The 12,723-nt window shown below is 57.1% G+C and carries 9 protein-coding genes, 1 tRNA gene and 1 pseudogene; 10 read left to right on the top strand and 1 reads right to left on the bottom strand.

Features of this window, described 5'->3' with window-relative positions; all coding sequences use genetic code 11:
- Positions 1–814 precede the first annotated feature (814 nt).
- The 7 genes and pseudogenes from GM79_RS17280 (at position 815) to rplT (ending at position 9,776) form a co-directional block, all read left to right on the top strand.
- On the top strand, positions 815–3,541 hold the full coding sequence (locus tag GM79_RS17280; RefSeq protein ID WP_410471189.1) for a DNA gyrase/topoisomerase IV subunit A: 2,727 nt from the start codon (positions 815–817) through the stop codon (positions 3,539–3,541).
- 222 nt (positions 3,542–3,763) lie between these two features.
- Complete coding sequence (locus GM79_RS17275) at positions 3,764–4,738, top strand: tetratricopeptide repeat protein (protein ID WP_152560057.1); 975 nt, start codon at positions 3,764–3,766, stop codon at positions 4,736–4,738.
- Positions 4,739–4,966: 228 nt separating this feature from the next.
- Positions 4,967–6,025 carry a tetratricopeptide repeat protein gene (locus GM79_RS17270; RefSeq protein ID WP_161787209.1) on the top strand — a complete coding sequence of 353 codons (1,059 nt, stop codon included), beginning with the start codon at positions 4,967–4,969 and terminating at the stop codon, positions 6,023–6,025.
- A gap of 133 nt (positions 6,026–6,158) precedes the next feature.
- Complete coding sequence (gene thrS / locus GM79_RS17265; protein ID WP_035566458.1) at positions 6,159–8,093, top strand: threonine--tRNA ligase; 1,935 nt, start codon at positions 6,159–6,161, stop codon at positions 8,091–8,093.
- Between the two features lie 216 nt (positions 8,094–8,309).
- Positions 8,310–8,867: pseudogene (infC, locus tag GM79_RS17260) on the top strand (translation initiation factor IF-3); the annotation flags it as partial.
- Between the two features lie 213 nt (positions 8,868–9,080).
- On the top strand, positions 9,081–9,275 hold the full coding sequence (rpmI, locus tag GM79_RS17255) for a 50S ribosomal protein L35 (RefSeq protein WP_035566377.1): 195 nt from the start codon (positions 9,081–9,083) through the stop codon (positions 9,273–9,275).
- Between the two features lie 156 nt (positions 9,276–9,431).
- The gene (gene rplT / locus GM79_RS17250) at positions 9,432–9,776 is read left to right on the top strand and encodes a 50S ribosomal protein L20 (protein WP_035566374.1); all 345 of its coding nucleotides are present in this window, start codon (positions 9,432–9,434) and stop codon (positions 9,774–9,776) included.
- A gap of 191 nt (positions 9,777–9,967) precedes the next feature.
- On the opposite strand, the gene GM79_RS17245 is transcribed toward rplT, so the two are convergent.
- Positions 9,968–10,041 (bottom strand) — tRNA-Met (locus GM79_RS17245).
- A gap of 132 nt (positions 10,042–10,173) precedes the next feature.
- On the opposite strand from GM79_RS17245, the gene GM79_RS17240 reads away from it, so the two are divergent.
- The 3 genes from GM79_RS17240 (at position 10,174) to rpsO (ending at position 12,640) form a co-directional block, all read left to right on the top strand.
- On the top strand, positions 10,174–10,587 hold the full coding sequence (locus GM79_RS17240; RefSeq protein ID WP_035566372.1) for an START-like domain-containing protein: 414 nt from the start codon (positions 10,174–10,176) through the stop codon (positions 10,585–10,587).
- Positions 10,588–10,691: 104 nt separating this feature from the next.
- Entirely contained in the window at positions 10,692–12,146 is a 1,455-nt protein-coding gene (locus tag GM79_RS17235) for an LptF/LptG family permease (protein ID WP_035566369.1), read from the top strand.
- A 218-nt stretch (positions 12,147–12,364) separates the two neighbouring features.
- Positions 12,365–12,640, top strand: a complete 276-nt coding sequence (gene rpsO, locus GM79_RS17230) for a 30S ribosomal protein S15 (protein ID WP_035566361.1) — start codon at positions 12,365–12,367, stop codon at positions 12,638–12,640.
- Positions 12,641–12,723: the final 83 nt, after the last annotated feature.

The following is a 12,723-nucleotide window of genomic DNA, read 5'->3' as shown; positions in this document are numbered from 1 at the left end:
ATTTTTACAATAGTGATATATCTGACTGCCATCAGACTAGTCGCGCTTTGAAAAAGTCTGGTTCTTGCGATTGGTTTTTTAGCGATATGGCCCTTTAAATACTCTGAAACCGCGTAATTGCAGCGACTAAATCCGTTCTTTTCGCTTCGGACAGGGCCTGTTCAGCGGAAATATCTCATTTCCTTTTAAGCAGTGATTTTGCATTGCAGGAAATTTTGCGTAGGTTTGAATCGCCGCCTAGGGGTAGACTAGTCGGCACATTCCACGGAAAAGCTCGGGCCTTTGGCTCGGGCTTTTTTCTTTTGGCGTCATCGGGGCTGATTCGCCGGCCTGAGCGGATTTCGAGCCAAGCGGCCTTGGCTATTGTTGTTAGCTTGTATTTTCCCGAATAATGCTGTTATTTGCTTCGGGACGGCGTTTGTGATTTCCATCGCGCTGAGCAAATCACTCTGATAAGCTAAAAATATTAGGAACTTTCCGGCTTGGCTGGGAATTGTAATTTGCTGCGCTCCTTCCTGATTCCGGTACTTTTGATGGCCGTTCGCCGTCCTCTTTTAATTTCGCTGTGGCTACTCTCGATACTCCCGATTCTGAATCCATTGACCAAAACTTTCTGCAGCCCGGCGATTCGCTGGATTTTGACCTGACGGCTTTTTCGCCCGCCGCCGCGGCCGACGCGGCAGAGCCCACCAGTTTCGCGGCTCAGGATGCGGCCAACGCGGCGGAGCCCGCCGATGGCCCGGTCCTGAATCCGGCCGGCGAGGGGAGTGGCCTGTTTGGCGAAACGCCGGCCGTGCATTTGGCCGCTGACCTGGTGCCCGAGCCGGAAACCGAGGAAGAGCCCAAATTCGCGCCCGGCGAAACCATTCACGACGTGGCCACCGTGCGCGGCATGTACCAGAACTGGTTTCTGGACTACGCCAGCTACGTGATTCTGGAGCGCGCCGTGCCCGCCATCGAAGACGGCCTGAAGCCCGTGCAGCGGCGCATTCTGCATGCCATGAAGGAGATGGACGACGGCCGCCTCAACAAGGTGGCCAACATCATCGGCCAGACCATGCAGTACCACCCGCACGGCGATGCCAGCATCGGCGATGCTGTTGTGAACCTGGGACAAAAAGACCTGCTCATTGACCGGCAGGGCAACTGGGGCGACGTGCGCACCGGCGACGGCGCGGCCGCGGCCCGCTACATCGAGGCCCGGCTCAGCAAGTTTGCCCTTGATGTGGTATTCAACCCCGATACCACCGAGTGGCAGCTGAGCTACGACGGCCGCAAGCGCGAGCCCACCACGCTGCCCGTCAAGTTTCCGCTGTTGCTGGCGCAGGGCGTGGAAGGCATCGCCGTGGGCCTGAGCACCAAGATTATGCCCCACAACTTCCGCGAGCTGTGCGAGGCTAGCATTGAGGTGCTGCGGGGCAACGAGGTGCGGCTGTTTCCGGACTTTCCGGCCGGCGGGCTTTGCGATGTAAGCAACTACAACTCGGGCATGCGCGGGGCCAAAATCCGCCTGCGCGCCACTATTGAGAAGGTCGATAAAACGCTGCTCATCATCCGCGACATTCCTTATGGCACCACGACGATGGCGCTGATGGAGAGCATCGTGAAAGCCAGCGAGGCCAATAAAATCAAGATTAAGAAGGTGGTCGATAACACGGCCAAGGACGTGGAAATCCAGGTGCAGCTGCCGCCCGGCGTGAGCCCCGACCTCACGATGGACGCGCTCTACGCCTTCACGGACTGCGAAATCAGCCTCTCTCCCAACACCTGCGTCATCATCGATGACAAGCCGCGCTTTGTGGGCGTGGAGGACGTGCTGCGCCAGAGCACCAAAGCCACCGTGCGGCTGCTGGAGCGCGAGCTGGAAATTCGGCAGGAGGAGCTGTGGGAGAAGTGGCACAACGCTTCGCTGGAGAAGATTTTTATCGAAAACCGCATCTATCGCAAAATTGAAGAGTGCGAAACCTGGGAGGAAATTCTCGAAACCATTGATAAGGGCCTGCGGAAATTTGTCCGCATCGACGGCGAAAAAGCCCGCGCCGATGACCAGCGCATCGTGCTGCGTCGCCCCATTTCTGAGGACGACCTCACGCGCCTCACCGAAATTCGGATTAAGCGCATTTCGAAGTTTGACGGCTTTAAGGCCGACGAGTTTTTGCAGCGCCTGGAGGCTGAGCTGGCCGAGGTAGCCGACCACCTGGGCCACCTCACCCGCTACGCCATCAACTACTTTAAGGGCCTGCTGAAGAAGTACGGCGCGGGCCGGGAGCGCAAAACCCAGCTCCGCACCTTCGACGTGGTGACGGCCCAGAAAGTGGCCGTGGCCAACCAGAAGCTCTACGTGAACTACGCCGACGGCTTTGTGGGCTACGGCTTGAAAAAGGACGAAAACGCCGTCACTATCTGCGACTGTTCCGACCTGGACGACATCATCGCCATCCGGCGCGACGGTACCTTCACGGTGAGCAGAATCGCGGAAAAAACCTTCGTGGGCAAGGACATTCTGCACGTGGGCGTGTACAATAAGAATGACGACCGGCTGGTGTACAATATGGTGTACCTCGATGGCGCGTCGGGTATTGCCTTCGCCAAGCGCTTCCTGGTTTCGGGCATCACCCGCGACAAAACCTACGACCTGACCAAGGGCACCAAGGGCACCAAAACCCTGTATCTCACGGCTAATCCTAACTCTGAATCCGAAATTGTTGGCATTCAACTGTCCGATAAAGCGCCGGCGCGGGTCAAGCAGTTTGATTTTGATTTCGCCGAGCTGGGCATCAAGGGCAAAGGCTCGATGGGCAACATCGTGACGAAGCAGCCCATCAAAAAAATCACCCAGAAGCTGCTGGGCGACTCGACCCTGGGCGGCCGTGAAATGTTCTTCGACAGCGTGGTAGGCCGCCTCGGTACCAGCCACGGCCGCTACCTGGGCACTTTCGATACCAACGACACCGTGCTGGTGGTGTTCCGCGACGGCAGCTACGAACTGACCCCACCCGATTCCGCCATTCATTTCGATGTGCCCAACATCGTGCTGCTGCGCAAATTTGAGCCCGACGAAGTGCTCGCAACCGTGTACATGGAGGGCGAAAGCAAAATCCATTACGTGAAGCGCTTCCGCATTGAAACCACGACACTGGGCAAGCGTTTCCTGTTTATTTCAGAGTCGAAAGGCTCTAAAATGTTGGCCGTGACGGCAAATCCGGAGCCGGTGATGGAAGTGAAACTGCAGAGGGATAAAAAGGCGGAAAAGGAAACCGAGAAAATCAGCCTGCACGAATTTATTGATGTAAAAGGCTGGAAGGCAATGGGCAACAAGCTCAACTACTTCAAGGTGCACGCCATTGAGCTGCTCACCGACGAAGGCGCCGAGCCCCAGCGCCGCGAGGTGAAAAAGCGCGCTGCCTCCGTGCCCGGCAAGCCGACTGATGGCCCGGCACCCACCGCCGAGCCCGGCGGCCCGGTCGACGTTACTGCCGAAGAAGTGGCGCAGGCCCGTGAGCTGCTCAAGCGGCCCAAGGCGCAGCTGGGGCTATTTTAAACGCACAGAGGCTTCGCAGTGCCCGTTGAAACTGGAACGCCCGCGCTTTCGTTGCGGCAGCGGCAGCGCGTTTTGCAGCTTTGGAAAAGTTTGGTGCGAGTCCTGTTGAGCAGTTGTGCAAAAGTAAACGCACATTGACTGGCTGACAATCAATTGATAATCAAAATAAAAGCTTGTAGCTTAAAGCTTGTGGCTTACTGCTTAAATTGCTTTATGTTGTCGTTGGAGTGGTTAGGGCTGCGCGTGTTGCCGGCCCGTGCCCGGGTGCGATGGCTGAGTCTTTTGCTCCTGGGCCTGATGCTGGGGCTGCCTGCTGCGGCCCAATTGCGAACCCGCACCCGCAAGGCTGCTCCTGCCCGGCCGGCGGTGGTTGCGCCACTGCCCGAAAACCCGCCGGCCGTTCAGAAGAAGCTGGACCTGGCGGCCGACCTCGTCAACCAGTTTAAGGATTCCGAAGCCCTGGCAATTTATCAGGACGTCCTCAAAACCAACCCCTTGCATTACCTGGCCCTGTGGCAAGCCGCCGTGCTGAGTGTCAAAATCGGAGCCCGTTATTCCGACGAAACCCGCAAAGCGGCTTATTTCGATGCCGGCCGCCAATACGGCGAGCGCGCTCTCCTGCTTCGGCCCGAAGGCGGGGAGAGCAACCTTGCCGTGGCGCTGGCCCTCTTCAACCAAGCCACGCTGTACAAGGCCGGGGCCCGGCTGAAGGCCTTTAAAGACCTGCGCTCCCATGTGTACCTGGCCACTCAAAATCGTCCCGACATGCCGCAGGCCTGGCAATTGCTCGGCCGCTGGCAGTACCGCGTGGCCCATTACAGCGTGCTCGAACGCCTATACTCCAACCTGGTACTGGGCGGAATGCCGGCCGGCGGCAGTAGCCGGGAAGCCATTGAGGCCCTGGAAAAAGCGCACCGCATGGCGCCCCAAAACCTGCAGTTCTGCTACGACCTGGCGCGCATGTACAAGTACCAGGGCCGCCGCCGCCGGGCCATTGAAATCTTGCGCCACGCCGAAAAAATCCCCCCCGTCACAAGCGAAGACTTGGTGCTGAGCCGGCTATGCCGCAAGATGCTGCCCCCGCTTTTGCGCGCTGATGCCCGACGCCAAAAACGGCTGGCCTCGGCACGTCGCCCGGCCACGCCCAACGCCGGGGCGCCGGCAGATACCACCGGTAATAATGACGGTTCCGACTAGTTTTTTGGCAGGCCCGGTAGGTAATGCAGTGCCGCGTACACCTTCCTTTTGGCTGGCCGCCCCGGGCCGTACCCGGTTTAGCTTCGCGGGTGCTTTTCTTTGCGGTAGCTTGTGGCGTGTCCTTCTATGATGAGTTATCAACGGTTATTTAGGCTAGCATGGGGTGCGTTGGCAGCGTTGGCGCTTCCGGGGTGCTCCACGCAGCCCACCGAGCGTCCCGATACCCTTGTGAACCTGGCCACCGTGCAAAGCGGCCCCCAAGTGCAGGCCGATGAGCTCAACGGCGCAATTGCCCGGGAGCCGCGCAATGCCGCACTTTGGGTTCGGCGCGCCACCTTGCGGCTGGCTGCCGGCGACCCGCGCGCCGCGCTGAGCGACGTGGCCGCCGCCCTGGAAATCGATGATGCCGACGGCCGTACGTACTACGTGCAAGCCCGGGCCCTGCGAACCCTGGGCCGCCTGCCCGAGGCCCTGGCCGCCGCGCGTCAGGCAGCCAAATACGGTTTCACGGGCCCCGAATTGCCTTTATTAGTAGGAGAAACCCACTTGGCCGCGCGCAACTACCCGGCCGCGCTCGATAACCTCGACCGGACTCTGCGCCTGGACCCCGACCAGCCCGCCGCGCTTTTCTATAAGGGCCTGGCCTACGCCGCTACGGCCGACACTTCCACGGCGGTGCAATACCTGCAGGATGCGCTGGCCCGCGACCCCTGGCAACCCGAAATTCTACATCAGCTGGCTTTTCTGTTGAACGCCTGGCGCGTGCCGGCCGACGCGGCGCGCTACGCCGCCCTGGGCATGAAGCTGGACACTACCTCGGGCCTTTTGCGCTACGACTACGGCCGACAGCTGGAACTGCGTGGCCGTCCCGATAGCGCCCTTTGGTATTACTGCCGGGCCCTCGCTCTCGATACCACTGTGTACCGGGCCGATTACCGGTTGGGCCTGGCCGCGGCCAGTGCGCGCCGCCCCAACGAGGTTATCGGGCACCTAAAACGGGCGCTGCGCCGCAATCCCCGGCTGCCACAAGCCCGCGTCCTGTTGGCCGAAGCCCTGGAAACTCAAAACCGCCTGCCCGAGGCCCTGGCGCAATTTCGGCGGCTGGTGGCGGAGAATCCCGGCAATGGCCACTGGACGTTTAAAGTTTGGAAAACTAACGAACGGGTGCAGGCCGCGCTGCCCGATAGCCTGCGCACCTCGCCCCGATATTACTACCGCCGGCCTGCCGGTAGCACCCGGCCGGCGCCTATTGCCCCGTTGCCGCTGCTGCGCCCTAGCGCGCAGTAGCCAACTGCCAACAGCAATACATAAACTGGAATGAGAAAAACCCCAATTTCTCGTTTCAGATTCTTAATTCCTCGTCGGGCAACGCGTAACTTGCGCCTTGCTTTGCCCAGTGGGCACCTTTTACCACCAATCTATGCTCAATATCACCCTCCCCGACGGTTCGGTTCGCCAGGTCGAATCCGGCTCTACGGGCCATGCCCTGGCCAATAGCATCAGCGAAGGCCTGGCCCGTAATGCGTTGGCCGTGCGCATCAACGGCGAAGTGCGCGACCTGCACCGTCCCCTTACCGAGGACGCTACCGTCGAAATTCTAACCTGGAACGACGATGCCGGCAAAGCGACGTACTGGCACTCCTCGGCCCACCTCATGGCCGAAGCCCTCGAAACGCTGTACCCCGGCGTGAAGCTGGCCATCGGGCCCGCCGTGGAAAACGGCTTCTACTACGATGTTGATTTGGGCGAAGGGCGCAGCATTTCCAGCGATGATTTCTCTGAAATCGAGAAGAAGATGCTGGAGCTGGCTAAGCAAAAAAACCGCTACGTCCGGCAGGAAATCTCCAAAGCCGACGCCATTGCCTACTTCCAGGAAAAGCAGGACCCCTACAAGCTGGAGCTGCTCGAAAACCTGGAAGATGGCCAGATTACCTTCTACACGCAGGGCGGTTTCACCGACCTCTGCCGCGGCCCGCACATTCCCGATACCAGCACCATCAAAGCCGCCAAGCTGATGAACGTGGCCGGGGCCTACTGGCGTGGCGACGAGAAGAATAAGCAGCTCACGCGCCTCTACGGCATCACCTTCCAGAAAGCCAAGGACCTTACGGAATACCTGGAGCGCCTGGAAGAAGCCAAGCGCCGCGACCACCGCAAGCTGGGCAAGGAGCTGAAGCTGTTCGCTTTTTCGGAGAAAGTAGGAGCGGGGCTGCCGCTGTGGCTGCCCAAAGGCACGGCCCTGCGCGAGCGGCTGGAGCAATTCCTGCGCAAAGCCCAGGTGAAGGCCGGCTACCAGCCCGTGGTAACGCCCCACATCGGCTCCAAGGAACTGTACGTGACGAGCGGCCACTACGAAAAATACGGCGCCGACTCGTTTCAGCCCATCAAAACGCCCAATCCCGGCGAGGAATTCTTCCTTAAGCCGATGAACTGCCCGCACCACTGCGAAATCTACAAAACCGAGCCCCGCAGCTACCGCGACCTGCCCGTGCGCTTTGCTGAGTTCGGCACCGTGTACCGCTACGAACAGAGCGGCGAGCTGCACGGCCTGACCCGGGTGCGGGGCTTCACGCAGGACGACGCGCACATCTTCTGTCGGCCCGACCAGGTAAAAGACGAATTTAAAAAGGTGATTGACATCGTACTCTACGTGTTGAAAGCCTTGGATTTCCCCGACTTCACGGCTCAGATTTCCCTGCGCGACCCCACGAACAAAACCAAATATATCGGCTCCGACGAAAACTGGGAGCGCGCCGAAGCTGCCATTCAGGAAGCCGCTGCCGAGAAAGGCCTGAACACCGTAACCGTGCTGGGCGAAGCCGCTTTCTACGGTCCTAAGCTGGACTTTATGGTGCGCGATGCCATTGGCCGGCGCTGGCAGCTGGGCACCATTCAGGTCGACTACAACCTGCCCGAACGCTTCGACCTGGAGTACGTGGCTTCCGACAATTCGCGCCAGCGGCCGGTAATGATTCACCGGGCTCCGTTTGGCTCCCTGGAGCGGTTTGTGGCGGTGCTCATCGAGCATTGCGGCGGCAATTTCCCGCTTTGGCTCACCCCGGAGCAGTTCATCGTGCTTCCCATTTCGGATAAATACATCGATTACGCTTACGAGGTGAAAGCCCAGTTGGAGCAGCACGACCTGCGCGGGACCGTGGATGCCCGCGACGAGCGAATTGGCCGCAAAATCCGGGATGCCGAAATGGGCAAAATACCGTATCTGCTGGTGGTAGGAGAGAAGGAAGCACAGGATAACATTATCTCGGTGCGCAAGCACGGCGAAGGCGACCTGGGCTCCATGCCACTTGATGCCTTCGTGCAAAGCGTGCAGAGTCAGATTGTAGAAGCTTATTAAGCTTTAAGCTTTAAGCTTTAAGCTTTAAGCTACAAGCTGCAAGCCATTTCCATTGGGGAGAAGCTTACAGCTTGCGGCTTGTAGCTTAAAGCTTCTCAAGCCGCCTTGCATTTACCAACATAAATCCCGATATTTGCCCCTTGATTGACAGACCCTACCTGGTCAGAATCATATAGACTCTCATTTCTCGCCACTTTTTAGGAGGAGGACCAAACCATAGCAGCCCCGAACCGTCGGTACGTGCCCCGCCAGCAGGTGGAAGAGCCGTTCAAAATCAACCAGAAAATCCTGGCCCGCGAAGTGCGTTTGGTCGGTGATAACGTCGAACAAGGCGTTTATCCTACCGACCAGGCCCGCAAAATGGCCCAGGAACAAAATCTCGACCTCGTTGAGATTTCGCCCACTGCCACTCCCCCCGTTTGCCGGGTTATCGACTACTCGAAATTCAAGTACGAGCAGAAGAAGAAAACCCGTGAGCTGAAGGCCAAGCAGACCAAAGTCGTTCTCAAGGAAATACGCTTCGGCCCCAATACCGACGAGCATGACTTTGCCTTTAAGGTGAAGCACGCTCAGGAGTTTTTGCGGGAAGGTGCTAAAATCAAGAGTTACGTACACTTTGTGGGCCGTAGCATCGTGTTCAAGGAGCGGGGCGAAATCCTGCTGCTCAAGTTTGCGCAGGCCCTCGAAGACCTAGCCAAAGTGGAGCAGCTGCCCAAGCTGGAAGGCAAGCGCATGTTTCTCTACCTAGCCCCGAAAGCGGCTGCCGTTGTGAAACCTGCTGCCAAGCCCGCCGCAACTCCGGACAAGGCCGAGAAGAAAGCCCCTAAACCGGCTGAAGCCAAGGCCGAAGCCACCGAACAGACCTCCGAAACGGCTCCGGTTTCAACCGACGCCACCGAATAGATTTTACCCGGTTGAAAATGGCTTCCCGACCCTTGGTCGGTCAGCAATCAACTATCAACAACCAACCCTCCAACACTTACTACAATGCCGAAAGTAAAGACGAAATCCGGTGCTAAGAAGCGCTTTGCGCTCACCGGAACGGGCAAGGTGAAGCGGAAGCACGCCTTCAAATCACACATCCTCACGAAGAAGACGACCAAGCAAAAGCGTGGCCTGACCCGTACCGGCCTCGTGAGCAGCGCCGACATGAACCGTGTGCGCCAGATGCTCAATTTTTAATTAGTAATTAAAATATTAGCCATTAAGAATTGTGACTCTTGTCTTAATTCTTTTTTTGCTGACTGTTAATTGCCAATTATCCCTCACTAATTAATTCACCAGGCTTCCGGCCTTAAGACTTTAACCCGTCGCCGGCTGCCAAAAATGCTCTAGGTTATGCCAAGAAGTGTCAACCACGTGGCCTCGCGCCACCGTCGCAAGAAAATTATGCGTTTGGCGAAAGGCTATTATGGCCGTCGCAAAAACGTGTGGACCGTAGCTAAGAATGCCGTTGAAAAAGGCCTCTTGTACGCTTACCGCGACCGTAAAGTAAAGAAGCGTGAATTCCGTGCCCTCTGGATTCAGCGTATCAACGCCGGTGCGCGTGAGCACGGCCTGTCGTACTCGCAGCTGATGGGCGGCCTGAAAAAGGCTGGCATTGAACTCAACCGCAAAGTGTTGGCTGATTTGGCCTTGAACAACCCCGGTGCCTTTAAAGGCATCGTGGAGAAAGTGAAGTAATTGCCTTTCAGCGCGATTTAATAAGAAAACGCTGGCCTTTGGGTTCAGCGTTTTCTTGTTTTTGGGCCTTGTTATCCATCACGACCCCGTACTTGTTGTAATCCCATCTTCTGTGGCCAACCCAACTAAGGTCTGTAACTGGCATAAAGCAGAAAAACCGCTTCGGCAGACAGCCGAAACGGTTTTAGAAGTAGCGGGGACGAGAGTTGAACTCGTGACCTCAGGGTTATGAATCCTGTGCTCTAACCAACTGAGCTACCCCGCCGGGTTTTTTGTGGGTGCAAAGGTAACGCTGCAAAAGACCCCGAAGCAAGCGTGAGGGGCAAAAAACATCATATTTATCTCTTGTGACCGGATTCACTCTGTGGTTTGTTCAGGTCCCTTCGTCTTAATCCCTATGGCTGCGCCTGATACTCAAACCAAAACGCGTTTCATTGTTGAATTTCCCATCAACGCCTCGCCCAAGATACTTTTTCCCTATCTGGCAACTGCCTCCGGCCTTTCGCAGTGGTTTTGCGACGATGTGCGCTATGTGGAGGGGCAGCGTCTCAATTTTATCTGGGACCAGGAAAATCACTACGCCGAAATTTCGGGCCAACGCCTGAACCGCGGGGTCCGGTTCGTGTTCCTCGACGAACAGCGGCAGCCGGTGGCCGACGCCAACTTTTTGGAGTTTACGCTGGACTCCTCGCAGGTAACCGATGAGGTGTACTTGCGGGTGGTGGACTACTCTGCCGGCCACGATGCCGAGGAGCAGCAGGAACTATGGGAAAGCCTAGTGGCCAAATTGCGTGAGCAGGTAGGAGGGTAGCGCCCGGCGAAAATCGGTACCAGGAAGCGTTTTATCGTCCGGTACTTTTTCGTGTGGTGTTTCGTTCAACTGCTGGTAGCAGTCCATTCCCGTTACCCTGATTTATGCTCAAAAAGCTCGACAAGCTGATTTTAAAGGCTTTTGCCGGACCCTTTCTGCTCACGTTTGCGGTCGTGCAGTTTATTCTGCTCACACATACGCTGCTAAAATACCTCGACGACATTATCGGTAAGGATTTGGGAACGGCGGTGCTGCTGCAGCTGCTGTTCTATTTCAGTGTGCTCATTGTGCCGGTATCGCTGCCGCTGGCCGTACTGCTGTCATCGTTGATGACCTATGGCAACCTGGGCGAGCACCATGAGCTCACGGCTATTAAAGCATCGGGCATTGCCCTGACCCGCATTTTGCGGCCGGTGTTCCTGCTCACGGTTGGCTTGGCCATTGGGGCCTTTTGGTTTAATGAAACCATCGTTCCACGGGCCAACCTCAAGGCTTACAGCTTGCTCTGGGACGTACGCCAGCAAAAGCTCGCTCTGGACATCCGGGCCGGGGTTTTCTACAACGGGATTCCGGGCTACACCATTAAAGTGGAGCGCAAATCCGGCGAAAATGGCGACCAACTGCACGGCGTTATGATTTATGACCACACCCAGCAATCGGGCAATGCCAAATTGATGCTGGCCGATTCGGGCCGCATGTTCACCCGCTTCAACGGCGGCTACCTCGGCCTAGAGCTATTTAACGGCTATAACTACGTGGAGCAGCCCAATGCGCAAGACCGGGCCGGCGCAAGTTTCATCCGGCAGGGGTTCGACCACAATATGATTACTTTTTCGTTGGCTTCGTTCGGGACTACCCGCACACCGGAAGACCTTTTTAAGGAGAACCGGATGATGCTCAATATTCCGCAGCTTCGCAGCGCGACGGATTCGGTGCAGAAGAAGCTCAACATGGAGCAGGGCCAACTTACGCGGCAAACCAATGCTTACTACACGTATTTCCGGTTCGATACTACCGGGCAGGCCGCCAATCGGCGGGTAGCGGCAATTCAGGTGCCGGCTTCCCGGCTGGCTGAAGCCACGGCGCCCATTCTGCAGCAGGCCGCCAACCGCGCCAACAATATCAAAGCCTTTGCCACCGCCAGCGCCGAGCGCATAAACGAATACGCGCGTAGTTCGGCCTTATTTCGGATTGAGGTTTACCGGAAGTATTCGCAGTCCGTTGCCGTGCTGCTGATGTTTCTGATTGGAGCGCCGCTGGGTTCCATTATTAAAAAGGGCGGTTTGGGGGTGCCCATTCTGGTATCCATCCTCTTCTTTATTATTTATTACGTGCTGAGCATCATGGGCGAGAAGTACGGCCGCGAGTTTGTGATGCCCGTTGGCCTCGGCATGTGGATGTCTAATTTGGTGCTGATGCCTGTAGGCCTCTTCTTCCTCTACCAAGCCTATAACGACTCCGGCTTGCTGGAATTGGATTTCTGGCGGCGGTTGCCACAACGCTTGGGCATCCCTTCTCTGCGCAAAATCACGGAACCAGAAGTAGAGCAAGTAGCCTAAGCTTTGGCTTGTGACGAGCGCAGCGAGTATTGGGGACTGCAAGCGTCAGGCGGTGCGGGTGCCGATAGTCGCTGCGCTCGTCATAAGCCAAAGCTTAGGCCACAAAGCTCTTTCATCCTGTTATTAAATTTCGTACCTTTGCGGCACCCCAATGTGTGGGGTAATCACAATTCTTTTTTTCATCTTTAAATCTAAGACGGGGTAACACCTATCAGCCGATGATTCTAACTACAGACGCAAAACAGGCCATCTTCGAAAAGAACAGCCTGCAAAAAGTGAAAACCGATACTGGTTCGGCCGAGTCGCAAATTGCCCTCTTCACGCACCGCATCACCCACCTCACCGAGCACCTCAAGGTGAACAAGAAGGACCACAGCACCCGCCTGGGCCTTCTGAAACTGGTAGGTAAGCGTCGCAGCATGCTGGATTACCTGCAGCACCGCGAAATCAACCGCTACCGTGCCATCATCAAGGAGCTGGGCATCCGTAAGTAAGTCCGGAATCTGAGAGTAGGGAGCCTTCCAACGAAGGTTCCCTACTCTTTTTTTGTTCGGGTTGGTTTGGCGCCGAGGCCGGC

Origin of the sequence: Hymenobacter sp. IS2118, assembly GCF_000715495.1 — a bacterium.
In the GTDB taxonomy this organism is placed as follows: Bacteria; Bacteroidota; Bacteroidia; order Cytophagales; family Hymenobacteraceae; genus Hymenobacter.
The sequence above is the reverse complement of the archived record's forward strand: the minus strand, read 5'-3'. Positions and strand labels throughout refer to the sequence as shown.